Genomic DNA, 15,817 nt, shown 5'->3' with positions numbered 1-15,817 from the left:
TTTTGCAGGCTATAGGGACATCGCATGCCAACTGATCAGCACACTCAAAGCCTGTTCCTTCTCCAGGACGAATCAGCATCGACCGATGAGCCGGACGTCGCAACACCAGGCGAACCTGACGAGCGTCTGCCTGAAGCGCTCTACAGACTGCTAAACATCCACCTTGTCGACTCATTATCCAAAGGCCGCGTCCAGACAATGGCCGTCGATGGTGGCGTGGCATTGACTGGACGCAATGGCCAAGGGAAAACATCGTTGCTTGCCCTGGCACTGATGTTTTCTGGCGTCGAGCCAACGGACGAGAAGCCGTGCTGCTCAACGGGAGTTGCTCATCGACGAGGCCCGGCGCATCGATGAGCAGTACAGGCTTGCTCTAGGTGCGGCTTCTGATATCCAGACCCAGTATGACGCGGCGATTAACGAGGAAGGTCGTCGGCACCAGATTTACCATGCGGCCGCCCTCACAAAGATTACCGAGCTCAACAGTGCACATCGGGTAGAACTCGATGCAGCTGCCGAGTGCGCGGATAAAGATAGACGTCTTTACGATTCGTCCTGCGAAGCTGAACGTAACCGCATTCAGGAACAGATTGATGTTTTGAGGGGCCAGGTTGGCCGGGATGAGGAGCGGGTTAACAATCCCCCAACAGATCCGTTGCTGGTCAATGCTATAGAACGGAAGCAGGACTCCCTGCAGCAGGCTGCAGCGGTGCTCCGAGCCGCGGAGAAAACCGTCAGCGCCAAAGACCAGGCTGTCGACAGGCTCCAGGCTGAATCAGCAACGCTCGACCTCCAGATTCAACTACATACCAAAGGCCTGTCGACCCAGTCTGACAAAATTCAAGGAATCCAGCGCTCTCACGCCCCCGATCCGGACAGCTTGCTGCACTTCCTCAGATCCACGCGCTCCGACTGGGGTGTGCACATTGCCAAGGTGATCAATCCCGAACTGCTTCACCGAACCGATTTGCACCCGCAGACAGTGGACACTAGTCAAAGCTTGTATGGGATCACACTCGAGTTGGATTTTGTCGCTCCAGTTGATGAAGCGGACGATACGTTGCTCCAGGAGATGCTAGCTGAAGCCATCGCTGAGCGAGAGGGGTTGCAAAGTCAGCTGGATTCGGCCGTTGCTCAGCAAAGAGCGTTGCGCGAGGCGATAAAAGCTGCAGTTACCGAGTTGACTCTTGCGCGTGCAGCCTTGGGTCGTGCCCAAAACGATCATGCTGCCCTAGATACGGAAATCCGTGACGTCCGCAAGGAGCTCCAGCGCAAGCGGGATGCTGCAGTCTCGGATGCTGTGACTGCACTCAGCGCAAGGCGAGCGCAGCTTGAGTCTGCAATAGGCGTGCAAAGGGAATTCAATGATCGCCATCAGCAAAGGCATATTGAATTGGCTAGCTTGGCTACCGCTAAGCGTGAGGCGATCGACAAACGCTTCGGGCTTTCTGCCGGGCAGATCAACACCGCGATCGCTGACCACGAAACCTCTACGCAAAACACGATCAATACCCTGAGAAAACAGCAGGATGCTGCTTTGTCCGAACGAGGGGCAGATGTCGAGATTTTGAATGGGCTGAATAATCACAGCCAGAAGCTCAGAGATGATCTGGAAGAAATTAATGGTTGGACTGACCTCCTTAATCAGTGGCACCACTGGCTGACTGTCGTCGAGCCAGAAATTCCGGCAATTCAGGAGAAACATGATCAGCAGCAGGCTTTACATGGGCAATTGACATTCCAGCTCAGTGCGGTTGAAGAGACGTGGACTCGCACGAAGCGGGAGGTCGAGAGGCAGATCAGCGAATGCAACACTGCTGCCTCTAGCTTCTACAAGGACTTCTTAGCCGTAGAGTCCACGTTGAGGGATCAGCTACCGGAATACACGCCGACCGACCGTCATGAAAAGTATGATGTGGCTTGGCAAGCGACCGCGCTGCGCACAGCGCTAGGGGCCTGTTTCCAGGAATTGCATGACGCGGACGGTGCCTTGCGAGCGAAGATCAAGGGAATGCGCCTGGCATTCTCTGCCATTGCACTCTCTCCGCCCGCCACCTATTTCAGCGACCGTTTGAGCAACCTCAAAGACGAGCTGCCGCGTGAAATCACTCCAAGCGATGTGCTTGGCGTTGTGGAAGATTGGTTCACCCACCAGCACGAGCAAAGCCGTCGGCTGCTGATCGCGGATGCTCGTACGATTTTTGGAGAGATCCAGGGGCTGCACCGAGAGCTTAAAAAGTTTAGCGATCGACTGGCACGCTTCAATACGGCGATGCAGAGTCATCTTTCCCGCAGCTCGAAGGTGTTCGACAGCCTGACTGACCTGCAGATATCGATCGTTTCAGCTGTCGAAGATTTAAATTACTGGTCAATCATCAAGAAAATCACCGACGACCGTGATCAGTGGATCAAGGATGGCGATCTTCCAGACGAATACGCTGTCGACCACCTGCGTGCCCTCCTCAACCTGTGGGACATCAAGAACGGTATCAATGCCAATTTCAAATCACTGGTTAGCATCCGCGGCGCTGTCAGGGAGAACGGAAACCTGAGGCAATTCCGCAACCGTGCCGAACTGGAAAATATCTCTTCCAATGGCTTGAGCTATTTGGTGATGATCATCCTGTTTCTTGGGTTCATCTCTAAGGTTCGAGGAAACGCGCCGGTGCAACTGACTTGGTGCGTAGATGAGCTCAGGGCTATCGACGCGCAAAACGTTGTGTCGCTGTGCAACTACCTTGGGGAAAATCAAATCACGCTATGTACCGCATTCCCTGACCCAGACGCAGAAACGCTCATACTGTTTGCCAACAAATACAAACTCGATTCAGAACGCCGGCTGGTGCATTGCGAGCTAGCCCTCGAGGGTGATCCTGAACTGGATGAACCTCTGGAAATCGAAGTGGAGGACGTCTAATGAGCCCTTTCGCCCGCATTGTGACCGACCTTCTCAAGGGCGGGTTCATCTGCCAAGTAACTGACTATGAAGGCTATCAATTCCTCAGCAGCCCGCAAGCGTCAGGTAGCCGTACTAACCAGGATGACGTTGATGACTACCTGCGCCGTATCAACATCCGACTGACGCAGACCCGCAGTGGCAGCGCCTTCTTCGCTGCAGCATCAGAGATTGACAGCGAAGGCAAAAAGATTGCGAGAAGGCGCTTTGGGGAGCTTAAGAACACGCTCCGGCCAATGGTTTCCTTCTTGGAAATGGTAATGCGGCTGGAAGGTGATGACGACGCAGTATCTCCTGGCCAAAAGCTCGACCTCAATCGCACCATGGCCAAAATTGCAGCGAACGCCGGCATCGGTGAGCAGTTGAGGCAAATCGCATCAGATACCAATATCTCGACCCGCGATGGTTCAGACAGAGAGCGCCTAAACAAGATCGTGAAGAGATTTCGCGACGATGGTTACCTGCAGTTGGTTAACCCGGAGTCAGAGATCTACGTGTTCACTGGTCGGATTGAGTGGTTGATGGAGGCTATCGAGTATCTGATGCTCCACGACCAGATCTCAGACGATGACAAGGAATTCGATAAGAGAACGGCCTCATGAGCACCCTGGTAGATGCAGTGGTCGGTCATTTGGAACTCTTGCACTCTCAGCGCAAGCTGATCGCACAGATGTACGTAAGTGGTCACGTTGTACGGGACGAACAAAATGCTAAAGCGCTGAGCCAGCTTCAGCAGATCCGTGCCATCCGTTTGAACGAAACACTCAAAGACTCCTATAGACTTTCTCCTACCGTGAGCCGGCTGCTCAACGAGGCGAGTTACCGATCTCGAAACTATGGGGTTTCTGCAGATTTTGGGAAACAGCTAAGTCGGCTGGATAAGCTACTGGAGGACTTTTCCGAAGCATATTTCGACGGTCGTGGGGAGGACGTCATGCTATTGCAGGACGAGATCGACCTCACCCTCTTCGAAATTTCCGAAGAGATGAAAGACTTCCTACTCCACGTCCGAGCCGCAGCCGAAAACAATTTTGGCAACGTGCGCACTTATCGGGAGAAAGAAAAACAGAATTTGCATTACCTGGAACAGCTCGAGCGAATAGTCGAGGCATTGTCGCAATTCGATGACGCTGCCTTGCTCGAAAGCCTTGGTTCAAGTGAGCGCGAGGCTTTGGAAGCCCTGTATCAAGGCTATATTCTGGACAGATTGTCGAGCTGGCGATCCACGACGGCGGATATTACCCGGGTGTTGAAGCTGTATCTTCATAAGCTTCGGGTGGTCGAGCCTCGAGCAAGGAGATTGCGAGCTTTGCAAATGTACCTGCTCCGACATCCTGAGTATGAGGTACGTGATCCTGATGAGTATCCGGAAATCCCGGATTGGGCCTATCAGTACGAGCCAATGAAGCTACGATTGGATCTCGACTTCGGCAGGCAAGAAATCAGGGACAGCCTGGCCGATGTTGCTAAAAACATCGACCGCTCAGTGGCTGTACCCACCAAAGAACGACGACCAGGAACGCCCGTCACGGAAGCGCCACCCAAGGCTGCATTGATCAAAGGCTCTCCCCTGGTGGTCGTGAGCCAACGCCTGCTCAACGAAGCCGCCCACAGCGCCGCCCCAATGTCTGCTGCTCGATATTTCGCCCTCGCTCCTGAGACCCAAGTCCTGGATCAGGAATCTTGCATGATGTGCTTTCTAGCCTTGCTTGATAAGCAGGTGAAGGCAAATGCGCAAATCGTACGACGCTTACAAATCGAGCTCGTCTCCATCAACGATGACGATAGGCTCAGTGGAAACGTCATTATTGCGGATGTCACCGTATGCAAGCGTTAGGAAGTCTGAAAAAACTGCTGGCTATCTACCAGTCGGAAAAAGAGCTTTTCAAACGTTCCCGTCAGTTGGACGGTTTGTGCGACGAGTACGGAATCGGTCAAGCAGTAGGAGCAATGTGGCAATTCACCCCGGCCGACAGACTACAAATCGCCGTGATCATTCAGAGCAACTGGAACGTCGACCCCACGATGTCACTCGACGGGTGGAACGAGCTTTCTCGCAACGAGGCGGTTCAGTTGGGTGGTGACGAGAAATTCACCAAAAAACGGCTAAGAGGTCAGCGGGTTGCCATTAAGTCCCTACCTGATCGACCTCTAATGCTTGGGAGCGCGCCTTACACCCTTCCGCCGGGGATCAATCTGGATGTTGATCGCCAGTGGGTTGTCGAGCGCTGCCAGCATGATGCAGTACTACTGATTGAAAATTGGGAGAACTTCGAACTGACCGATCGGACACCGATACTTAAATCAGTACCAGGCAATCCGCTTGTGGTTTTTCGTGGGGCGCCGGGCAGCTACAAGGTCGACAGTGCTTACCGCTTGCTTGACGATTTGGGTCTGCCAGTGATTGCGTTTACAGACTACGACCCTGAAGGGCTTGCGATCGCAGCCACGCTGCCATATTTCAGTCGGTACCTCGCTCCAGGGGCCGGATGCCTGGAGAAACTCTGCAGTAAGCTGAGCACCCAGCGCAGATACCGCGAGCAGATCGTTCAAAAGCGCTCGATGCTTGAGGCGCTCCATGATCCCGAGCTAGTGCGCGTATTCGAAATCATTAAAGCTGCGGGCAAAGCGTTACCTCAGGAAAGGCTAATCGGATTGGTGAATTGGCAAGATTAGGCCTCAAGATCACCTTCGCCGCAGGAAGCCTTTCGAACATCACCCCTGACATGTCTACATGCCGGACTTAGCGCCTCCTCAGTGCAGTGCCACGGAGGCCATGCAGACAGTTTCAAACATAGATCCCTGACTGACTCATTGAGATGACAGAACATTCCGATTCGGCCTCTTCAGAAAAGCTGAAAAGCAAAAAAACTGGAGGAGGTTCAGCCTTTGGTGGCGGTGCCAGTTTTCAATCCTCGCTGACAGCCATTGTCGCGGCTCGGCGACGGCTGACTGGTAAATCAACGGGTGACTTGAGTGCCGCCTTTCATGTCTTGCGATCCAGAAATGTGGAACCTTGCCCTGAGGTGATTGAGATCGCGCTGGGCCTCCTCTGCTCAGAATGTAAAAACACAAGCGCTTCAGCGGCCGAACTGTTGAGCTGCTGGCTGAATCAGGCCGTTGTGATTGATGCAGATAAGGTCGACAAGGCCATCGAGCACTGGGGCTGCTCCCAAACAGCCAAGTCTCTCAGGCGTCTCCACACCCCGCTTCACTCAATTATCGAATTGTCGGATAAAATTCGCGCTACCACCATGGCCGCCGAGAAATAGAGGGCGTCCTCCCAGGTGGTCACCGCATCGGTGGCTGGTCAATTCATTGCTAGATGGTTTGAGCGTCAACATTACTGAGGAACGTATGGGGGATATTGGTACTGGCGGTGAGCTTCACTTTATGTCGTTTTGCACAGATGGCGGGGTCACAGCGAACAAAAGCCAGACCGATAGGCATGGGTGGGATGTACTGATCGAGCTCGAGCAAGATGCAGCGTATTTCAGCCAGTCGACGCTTCATGAGCCAATCATCACCGGCACAGTGCAGGTCAAGTCAACTCGATCTAAGAAGCTGACGGTCGACGTCACTTTGTCCAACCTCAGGAAAATGGCGACGAGCCCGTTGCCTGCTTTCTATGTCCTTGTCGACTACTCGAGTGGCCCACTGCCTCATAGAGCCTTTATCCGCCATGTTGACGAGATGCTCATTGGGCAGATCTTAGAACGGGTCAATGCGCACATCGTTGCGGGTAACGGCAATCTTCTGCATAGAAAGAAACTACGTATCGATTTTGGCTCAGGCATGGAGATCAGTCTGGTAGAGCCGGCTTCATTCAAATCGGCCCTCGTGAAATTTGTAGGTCGTTCGCCATCACGGTATACCGAGCGCAAGCTGCGGTTTCTGCAAACCGTCGGCTACGACAGCCATAGCCAGACGATGACATTAGAGCTTACAGGCCTCGAGAATTTGGTTGCCCTGGCTGATGCGACGATGGGGGTGGGAGGGATTGTCGAGCTTGCGAAATTAGACTTCCATCCCAAACGCTTTGGCCTGGCCGACCCGTTGCACCTGCATAAGGGTTTGACGGGGACTCTGGAGGTGCATCCATCCGGGCCTGCGGCCGAAGGGACAGTGACGTTCCGCGACGGATCCAGTGGGGTGCGTGCAGAGATGCCAGCATCCTTGTACGTCAGTGCAATGCACAATTCGCTTCCCCCGCATTTAAGGAAAATTCGCGTCGACGCAGGAAACTTCGAGCTGCTCATGAGCGAAGATGGATCGAACACCAATTTTAAAGTGACGATTGATGATGACACACCCGTCGAGCTTGAACAGCTCTGCGCCCTCTTCCAGATCATTTGCATGCTTCATGACCCAAAGGCAGTTTCAGTTGAGCTCAAATTCAACGGAAAGCTCGCGGTAACGCCCCTAATAGCCGCGACGAGCCTCAGAGATTACAGCGGGCCACTGCGTCTTGCAGAAACCTTGCTTGAGCTGAAGGCACTCTTCAGAGATCGAGGAAGCCTGTGTGTTTCTCCGACTGACCTCGTAACACATCTCCAAGCGATCGGGGGCACCGCATCGTTTTTGCGCGGTGATATAGATGCTACCGTTACACTGAGTCTTTCAGGCATCTTGGAGCCGTTCGAAGCCGTGTGCTTGGTTCCACTGAGCCTCGTCATCGGAGGTAAAGCATACGTAGCTGTTGTCGCCGTTACGGGAGCGATGACCCCGACACGTGAGGGTAAATTTGCCTTGCGCTCCAAAATGGTGGAGTCGCTGTACAAGACAGTAATCCGTGAGGACGATTTGGATGAAGAGCGCATCCTGGCCGAGATAGAGCCTGTGCTCGACAGGTACACCAACAATCTGCCTGTTCTTAACCTCGTCCCCGCGATGCTCCGCTTTGGTTCATAGCCGATCATGTTATAGATTCCGAAGCTTCACGCGCCGGCATCATCACCTGGAGAAAATTACTTGAGCAGTGTGGCGTTGTTGGAGTGGAGTTACCTTCCGACCAACCTGATCGGCAGCGTGCAACAATTCGAAGCGCTAGGCGCCTCATTCGTTATTCAGAATGGGAGTGCGCGGGCTCAGATGGATGAGTCTACCTTTCGGTCGGTGCCAGATATAACGCAGAAGCTGCTGGCAGTGATCAAAGCACGAGTAGCACCTTTCGAGCATTTGGCATCAGCGTCTCTTGATTTTAGAGGTCAGCCTGCACTGACGATTACTCATGAAGATGGACGACCGACCGAGATTCATTTGGAAGCCCATGCCGGGATACGTATAGCCGACCATTTGCATTTCCAAGTCATCGACAAGAATGGGGTCGTGACCTTCGACTCAGAGCTTGACCAGCTCGCAAGTGCAAATGCAAACGCTGAGCTCCTCGCGAGGCATGCGGCGGATGATGTCCTCTCTCGTCTACTTCTCAGCCTTGCTCAGTCCAGAAAAGATCGAGACAACGAGTTCACGCACCTCTATGAAATTCTGGAAGCCCTAGCCACCCGGTTTGGGAGCAATCAGAACATTTGCGGGGCGCTTGGCATTAAGCTACCTCACGTCAGGGATTTCCATCGGATCTGCAACACCCCGTCAACCGTAAGCCGGCATCGCGGATTGGCAAAATCCCCCTTGGCGGAGCCTGATCCAGCACATTATTCATTCGCTCGATCCTTTGCTTGGGAACTTATTATGGCCTATGGGAATTGGCTGGATGGCCCGAGGTAGGCTGGTCTCACAAGACAAGGGCTCAAATTGTTTTCTTGCAGGGTTCCTCGTCCATAGCGTTATGCTTCGTATTGAATCAGGGAAGTGTCTAAATGTCCGAAAGCATGCTCGTACGTGCCAGCCGAGACGGCGATCAGTTTCACTACCTTTGGGCCGCGCGCCGTGCGCTGCAGCTTCTGAGGCCTCAATCTGGCCTAGTCGCGGTCACGATTGAAGGAGCCGCAACCAGCGAGTTTCCCGGCGCAGAGCAGGTTGAGGTCGGTGATCAACTCATCGATATCGCTGAATACTACGGCGACACTGATCTAGAACGCGCAACGCTGGTTCGCTACATGCAACTCAAGCACTCTACGCTACGGGTAGATGAGGTGTGGCAACCGAGCGGTCTGGAAAAGACAATCCATGGGTTTGCTGAACGGTATGCGGAGCTTCAACGAAGGCTGCCTGGCGTCCCTCTATGTGACACGCTTGAGTTTTGGTTCGTCACGAACCGCACTATCAGCGCCGAGTTTCTTGAGGCGATTGAGGATGCGGCTGCGCAAAGGAATGCTCGGCATCCGGGCAACTTAAGGAAGCTTGAAGCATTCACATCGCTAAGCGGTGACGGGCTAGCAGCATTTTGTAAAATGCTCCGATTGGACGGGTCGCACGATAATTACTGGACTCAAAGGAACATCCTTTTCCAAGATGTCAGTGGCTACTTACCAGATATGGATGTTGACGCCCCTATTCGTCTCAAGGAGCTGGTCAACCGTAAGGCGTTGTCTGAAAGCGCGGATAATCCATCTATCACCAAAATGGACATGCTCCGGGAGCTGCGCACGGATGAGGCTCAGCTGTTCCCAGCCCCATGCCTGATCAACAAACTCGACCAAGCGATCCCTCGCCAACATGAAGATGTGATCATCAGATCCATCATCGATGCAGTTGGTGTACCTGTGGTCGTACATGCTGATGCTGGTGTCGGCAAGTCAGTCTTCGCAGCAAATATTGGCAGTAACCTACCTGAAGGCTCGGTTAGCTTACTATACGATTGCTTCGGCAATGGTCAGTACCGCAGCGTAACAGGCTACCGTCACGGCCATCGGATAGCCTTGGTTCAACTCGCTAATGAGCTCTCTGCACTCGGTCTCTGTCACCTCCTGATTCCAACGGTAAATGCAGATCTTTCCTCCTACATGCGCGCTTTTATGCACCGTGTGAGACAGGCTGTGTCAATGCTCAGGGCAAAGAATGCAGACGCACTGCTTTGCATCATCGTAGACGCTGCGGATAACGCGCAGATGGCTGCTGAAGAAATTGGCGAGCCCCGATCGTTTGTTCGCGATCTATTACGCGAACCTCTACCTGAAGGTGTTCGACTAGTCGCCTTGTGCCGGCCTCACCGGGAGTCTCTGCTCGACCCTCCTCCCCATACACTGTCGCTTGGTCTAAGTGCATTTACTGTGGGTGAAACGGCTGCACATTTGCATCAGAAATTCCCGGATGCTTCCGAACACGATGTCGAAGAATTTCACCGGTTAAGCTCACACAACCCACGAGTCCAGGCACTGACGCTCTCTCGCGAGCTAACACTTCCAGAAATGCTACGCCTGCTTGGGCCGAATCCGACGACCGTGGACAGTGTCATTGATACGATTCTCGAAGCGTCCATCGCTAAGCTACGCGACACCGCCGGTACCCTCGAGCGAACCCAGATCGATTTGATTTGTGCCGGACTTGCATCTTTACGTCCGTTGGTACCGATAACTGTTCTAGCCGAAATATCAGGTGTGCAGCCCGCGTTGGTCAGGAGCTTTGCTCTCGATCTTGGCCGGCCGCTCATCGTCAATGGAAATACAATCCAATTTTTTGATGAGCCTGCAGAAACCTGGTTCCGTGAACGATTCCGGCCCGGCGCATCTCAGCTGAAGGAGTTCATTAATGATCTGGCTAAGCTGAGCTCAACCAGCACATATGTCGCGGGTGTAATGCCGCAGTTGATGCTTGAAGCTGGTCAATTCTCTGAGCTTGTAGATCTGGCACTGACGTCTAACGGACTTCCCGACTCTGGCCCGGTGGAGCGTCGTGACATCGAACTCCAGCGCCTCCAATTTGCGTTGAAGGCAAGTTTGCGTATCCAGCGGTATCCTGAGGCGGCCAAGCTAGCTCTGAAGGCTGGAGGCGAAAGTGCTGGCGATGAAAGACAACGCGCGCTCTTGCAGGAGAATACAGACCTTGTCTCTGCCTTTATGGAAAGTAACAGCGTGCAGGAGATTGTTTCGCGCCGTACCTTCGGATCCGGATGGGTTGGCTCTCATCACGTGTACGAGGCGGCAATTCTTTCCGGCTATGAGGAACTGAGGGGAGAAGCTCGTAGCCGCCTTCGTATGGCTGAGGAGTGGCTGACTAACTGGGCCAGACTATCCCCCGAAGCACGGAAAAGTGAGCCCGTGACGGACGAGGATCGAGCCATGATGGCAATTGCTCAACTCAATATCAACGGTGCAGACCAAGCCGCTTTGAACCTGCGGAGATGGAGCCCGCGCTCGATATCCTATACCGCAGGACGCGTTGTAGCGCAGCGTCTACTAGATCATGGACGATATCTACAGCTTGATGAGCTTGCGGTTGCGGCTGGTAATGATATGCCGCTAGTGCTCGCACTGGCGGAGGAAACCAGGAAGCAAAACCGTTTGCTATCCGTTGAGCCGACTGAGCGGATGTACAAGCTTTTGGCCCGTCAGCAGATCCGAGCTGATAACAGTGACTCGGATCGTGCACCTCCGTTGCAAGCGATCGTGGCACTGGTTGAGACTGCGTATTGCCACAAGATTTGCGATTCCCTTGAGGCTCGCGACCTACTAAAGCGTTATCTGCCACTGCAGCCGCCAACTCATCTCTCATCGCGCTTGGGCGACAGTCCGACTCCCTATCTACGCGCCTGTGCCTTACACGCAGCTCTATCGGAAAAGCCTCTAGAGTTGATCGAGGTGGCGTCGCCTGAGCTTAGAAAGGAGATGCAAGCTGTCAAATCTCACAGCAAATCGCAGGAGCTTCGGGAATTTGAAGCAGACATTGGCCCACTGCTTCTGTGGGTTAATTTATGGGCGCATTCGTTTACACACCCTGTAGACGAGTCACAGCTTAACGAGGCCATCGTCCAAGCCAAATCGACATCTGCCCAGTTGCAGGTCAATCGATATCGCGAATACCCGCATACAGCTAACGACATCGTGATCTTATGGTTAGACATCCTTCTCACCTCTGGCCTGGCTCGGCAGGAAACCATAGCCGAGCTGGTTGCCTGGACGACGACCCTAAGCCGTCCGCTGTTCACTCCGACCCTCAACCGACTCACGCGTCTATTCGCTACTGTTGCTGGCGCTGAAAACCTCGCATTTGAAATGGCTGAGAAGGCAGCGTCAATTCATCGTACTGAGCGTTCTGATGCACGACACCTGGTCGAAGGGCTTGTTGACGTTGCCCGCTCACTGCTCCCAATCAGTACTGTCGATGCCGAGGCTTATTTCAACGAGGCCGTCGAGGTCGCAAGCAAAATTGGTGACGAAAATTTCGCTCGCTGGGAGGCTCTGATTCAGCTGGCTGAACGCGCGGCAAATGGGGCGCGCCCGGCACCAGAAGTAGCTTACAACTTCTCTCGTTGCGCGGAAGTGACTAGAGATTACGTAGACAGAGATAAACATTTCGCGTGGAACGCCACGATAGAAGCTCTGACAGGCTTATGCCCCTCTTCTACATTGGCCATCGCGAGTCGTTGGCGTGACCGTAGGTTTGGGGATGAAAGCAGAATTTTGGAGGTTGCAACCCGCAGGCTCTTGGCTAATAAGCAAATTGAGCATTTGGACGCCCTCCCCCTGACTGTCTTTCGGGCGGATTGGGACGAAATCGCAATTCTCTCATCGGCACTTGAGGGGGGCGCTGATAGCCAGGTCAAGGAAATAGCTGTTGAGCGTGCTTATCGCTATATGACGCTGAAAACACAGACCGCAGCGAAATGGCAGGCGTTAGAGTCCATCTCCCAATCTCTGAGCGTGACACTCCCGGATTTAAGCCAGCGTCTCACCAGGGCAACCCAGGCTGAGGCATCTGGTGTCCACAGCCAGTCCAGCAGTGTTGCCACTCAAACGGAGCGTTCTCGGGATCAAAATGGATGGGACGCTGTATTTGTAGGTTGTGACCTATCGACAACAACCGGGATATCGGCCGCTCATCAAACATACAGAGCGGGTGAGCCGCCGTTTCACATGGAGGTTTTTTTCAGCGAATGCGTTCAACGCATCTCGGTCGGGCAGCAGCCGTCCTTCATTGAGGCCTTCGCGCATGTAGCGGAATTTCGATTGTGGGATTTACGCAGTTTCCTGGAAACGCTTCCAACCCAATGGACGGCGCGTCCGGCGATTCGCAACGCGCTGGTCAGGATGCTGAAGACTGTGTGCCGACGTCTCTGCATGGAAATCAGGCGTGACCGGTATTACCAGGTTATGCCGTTCGATCTCGCGTATCAGAAATCCGGTATCAGCGAGTTTGAGTTACTGGACGTGATCTTAAGCGCAATCGCTGAGTCGACCGAGCTCGCTGGTTCGGAACGCCTCTTCAGCCTCGTAGGCCTGCTCGCTCCCAAGCTATCCAATGACGAGGCATTGGACGCCTTATCCTACGGCCTCAAATTGTTTGACGCAGTTCTGGAGGAAAGCGATGGAGACGGGCCTTGGAATCAGCAACTGTTTCCACCCGCTTCAATTGAGGGGGCACTGGCTGGCTACATTTGGGCGGGACTGGCCTCGCCGGTAGCAGTCACGCGGTGGGAAGCCGCTCACGCGGTGGTTGGGGTTTGTGCGTTGAACCGACATCAGATCCTTAGCGAGCTGTTCGCTCATGCGGCCAGTGACACAAAGATGCCGTACGGAGACGCTCGATTCGAGTTCTACAGTCTTCATGCTCAACAGTGGTTGCTGGTAGCTGCTTCACGGGCTGCGCTGGAATACCCGGCTGCATTCATCCCGCATCTAGACTATTTACTGGTACAGGCTGATCCAAACCAGCAACACGTGCTAATTCGACTGTTTGCCGCCCGCTCAGTCATGGCTTTGATCGAGCACAAACTCGTCACTCTCCCCTCGGAACTTGAGCAGCAGTTGGTGAAGATATGCGCCGGCGAAAGCGCCAGCCATGGCGCTGCTCAGACGCAAAACTCCCTCTCGCAAAGCAATGCTTCCATTAATGACGATCGCAATTTCTCGGGGAGGGATTTTGATCAGTATTGGCTAGCGCCACTTGGTCGCTGCTTTGGCCTGAAACAATCTCAGGTGAGTCGCGAGACGCAGAAGAGTTTGCGCAGCGAATTAGGTTACACAGGCGCACATCGCTGGGATGCCGACCTTAGAAACAAAGCAGAGCTATACCGCTATGAGGATACAAATAGCCGTCACGGTACCTACCCGCGCGTGGATGACCTGAGTTTCTACCACTCCTATCACGCGATGATGATCACTGCCGGCCGTCTATTGTCGACACAGCCAGTGGTCGGAGGTCGTGATGAGTCGAATGAAAATAAGTTTGTAGAATGGCTTTCTCGACACGATATTGCACGCACAGATGGAAGATGGCTTGCCGATAGACGAGACCCGGAACCTGCTATCCGATATGACTGGCCGCAGCGGGATGAGGCTGATGCTTGGCTAAAATCCATATCAGCCCAGGACTTTGAGCGTGGCCTCTATCCAACCCTAGGGATGCTCACGATTTGGGGCCAGTGGTCTGGGGCCGACGTCAATCATTCGGAAGCAATCTCGGTGCATTCAGCACTGGTATCACCAAGCACATCAGCGTCTCTGCTGCGTGCGATTCAAACCGTTGAACACCCGCACGACTTTCGAATCCCCGGCGTCGACGACGAATTGGAGTTCGCCACTCCACCCTATGTGCTGAAAGGGTGGATACAGAGTCCGCACCATGAATCGGGGCTGGACAGAAGCGATCCTTGGGCCGGCAATGTTGGCTTTCCAGCTCCCGAACCGGCGGCGTATGTTGTTGAACTCATGAACATGTCGACTGACCTTGATCGCAGGATATGGTTGACGCCCTCATCCTCAGTGCCTGTCATGCGCTCTCAGACTTGGGGGTATTCCCCAGACGATGAAGGTTCTGATCAAGCACAAGGTGTTCGGCTAGAGGCGTCCATGTCCTATGTCATTGAATTTTTAACAGCAGTTGGCAAAGACTTGGTCGTAGAGGTTGAAGTCGAAAGAACTGCTCGCCACCAAAATTACCGAGATCCAGTCGCAGATGAACTCCAATACATCTTACCCAGCAACCGAATTTACATCTTCAGAAGTGATGGAACTGTCCGAACGCTCTAGGGCTAACTTGGCGCTCGGAAAAAAACTGGTGTCAGAGCAAGGACTTGAGGACTCTGTTGACACGCTAGGTCGCTGGATGGCCCACCACATTGCCGAGCTCATTCAAGAGGCCGAATCAGCCTGCGATGACCACCGCCCCACCAAAATGGCGAACGCGCGTGAAGCCGTATTAGCATTTTGGGCTCACCGGCACGCGCTACCATCGGGACGCAGCCCTTTTGCAGGGGTGGAGCCGATCCTTGAGGTTTTAGAAGGCCTAGATCCTGACGGGTCGAACTATCGATATTTCTCCCCATCCCATGCTCCGAGCGAGAGTGACAAAGAGTCGGAGGAAGTTTATGCCAACGTGGCAATGGCGAAGATCGTTGACCGGGCATCAAAAATAGTCATCGACTTTTATCTAGCCGAGGCGGCGCGAGGGGCTCTCGACACATCAAAGGAGTGGGTTCAGTTGGCGACCGAGGCGGGAGCGGACGACGGGCTGGATATCACTTTAATAAGAATGCTCACTGACAGAGAAGATTTGACCAATGGATCGAATCCCAATGGTGAGCGCCGGCGTCTGCTCAATGACCGAAAACTCAACATGGAGGCCTTGCTCGCTGGAGCTTCAGATGCTCTGGCCGGCATCAAAGCACAACTTGCAGAGTTGCCCGCTGATGTTCAAGACGCTCAAGATGACTCCGAAATCAGCCTGCCAACAGGCGGAGATTGACGTCAGCATCTGGCGACCTCAATCCTGTACTCGCGGTCAAAACCGACGCTGGACGCT

General features: G+C 53.8%; 10 protein-coding genes. All 10 read left to right on the top strand.

Annotation, left to right across the window (positions count from 1 at the left end):
- Positions 1 to 24 precede the first annotated feature (24 nt).
- On the top strand, positions 25 to 357 hold the full coding sequence (locus RHM56_RS12035) for a hypothetical protein (RefSeq protein WP_322241436.1): 333 nt from the start codon (positions 25 to 27) through the stop codon (positions 355 to 357).
- Positions 326 to 2,917, top strand: a complete 2,592-nt coding sequence (locus RHM56_RS12030) for an ATP-binding protein (RefSeq protein WP_322241435.1) — start codon at positions 326 to 328, stop codon at positions 2,915 to 2,917. Before RHM56_RS12035 ends, RHM56_RS12030 begins: the two co-directional genes overlap by 32 nt.
- Positions 2,917 to 3,558 (top strand): condensin complex protein MksE, encoded by a 642-nt coding sequence (locus RHM56_RS12025; RefSeq protein ID WP_322241434.1) that lies wholly within the window; start codon positions 2,917 to 2,919, stop codon positions 3,556 to 3,558. The genes RHM56_RS12030 and RHM56_RS12025 overlap by 1 nt, the downstream gene beginning before the upstream one ends.
- Positions 3,555 to 4,793, top strand: coding sequence for a hypothetical protein (locus RHM56_RS12020; RefSeq protein ID WP_322241433.1), 1,239 nt, complete (start codon positions 3,555 to 3,557; stop codon positions 4,791 to 4,793). Before RHM56_RS12025 ends, RHM56_RS12020 begins: the two co-directional genes overlap by 4 nt.
- The gene (locus tag RHM56_RS12015; protein WP_322241432.1) at positions 4,781 to 5,632 is read left to right on the top strand and encodes a hypothetical protein; all 852 of its coding nucleotides are present in this window, start codon (positions 4,781 to 4,783) and stop codon (positions 5,630 to 5,632) included. The genes RHM56_RS12020 and RHM56_RS12015 overlap by 13 nt, the downstream gene beginning before the upstream one ends.
- Positions 5,633 to 5,775: 143 nt before the next feature.
- A complete protein-coding gene (locus RHM56_RS12010) occupies positions 5,776 to 6,228 on the top strand; it encodes a hypothetical protein (protein ID WP_322241431.1) in 453 nt (150 codons plus the stop codon).
- Between the two features lie 46 nt (positions 6,229 to 6,274).
- Positions 6,275 to 7,867 (top strand): hypothetical protein, encoded by a 1,593-nt coding sequence (locus tag RHM56_RS12005; RefSeq protein ID WP_322241430.1) that lies wholly within the window; start codon positions 6,275 to 6,277, stop codon positions 7,865 to 7,867.
- A 60-nt stretch (positions 7,868 to 7,927) separates the two neighbouring features.
- A complete protein-coding gene (locus RHM56_RS12000) occupies positions 7,928 to 8,683 on the top strand; it encodes a hypothetical protein (RefSeq protein WP_322241429.1) in 756 nt (251 codons plus the stop codon).
- Between the two features lie 92 nt (positions 8,684 to 8,775).
- Positions 8,776 to 15,045 (top strand): AVAST type 3 anti-phage nuclease/ATPase Avs3a, encoded by a 6,270-nt coding sequence (gene avs3a, locus RHM56_RS11995; protein WP_322241428.1) that lies wholly within the window; start codon positions 8,776 to 8,778, stop codon positions 15,043 to 15,045.
- On the top strand, positions 15,023 to 15,760 hold the full coding sequence (gene avs3b / locus RHM56_RS11990; protein ID WP_322241427.1) for an AVAST type 3 anti-phage proein Avs3b: 738 nt from the start codon (positions 15,023 to 15,025) through the stop codon (positions 15,758 to 15,760). The genes avs3a and avs3b overlap by 23 nt, the downstream gene beginning before the upstream one ends.
- Positions 15,761 to 15,817 lie beyond the last annotated feature (57 nt).

Origin of the sequence: Pseudomonas sp. CCC3.1 (genome assembly GCF_034347405.1) — a bacterium.
Classification (GTDB): domain Bacteria; phylum Pseudomonadota; class Gammaproteobacteria; order Pseudomonadales; family Pseudomonadaceae; genus Aquipseudomonas.
The sequence above is the reverse complement of the archived record's forward strand: the minus strand, read 5'-3'. Positions and strand labels throughout refer to the sequence as shown.

Excerpts from the sequence above, each read along its gene's own strand:
- avs3a (WP_322241428.1), top strand. The coding sequence starts at position 8,776 with ATGTCCGAAAGCATGCTCGTACGTGCCAGCCGAGACGGCGATCAGTTT.
- RHM56_RS12035 (WP_322241436.1), top strand. The coding sequence starts at position 25 with ATGCCAACTGATCAGCACACTCAAAGCCTGTTCCTTCTCCAGGACGAA.
- RHM56_RS12020 (WP_322241433.1), top strand. The coding sequence starts at position 3,555 with ATGAGCACCCTGGTAGATGCAGTGGTCGGTCATTTGGAACTCTTGCAC.
- RHM56_RS12015 (WP_322241432.1), top strand. The coding sequence starts at position 4,781 with ATGCAAGCGTTAGGAAGTCTGAAAAAACTGCTGGCTATCTACCAGTCG.
- avs3b (WP_322241427.1), top strand. The coding sequence starts at position 15,023 with ATGGAACTGTCCGAACGCTCTAGGGCTAACTTGGCGCTCGGAAAAAAA.
- RHM56_RS12010 (WP_322241431.1), top strand. The coding sequence starts at position 5,776 with ATGACAGAACATTCCGATTCGGCCTCTTCAGAAAAGCTGAAAAGCAAA.
- RHM56_RS12025 (WP_322241434.1), top strand. The coding sequence starts at position 2,917 with ATGAGCCCTTTCGCCCGCATTGTGACCGACCTTCTCAAGGGCGGGTTC.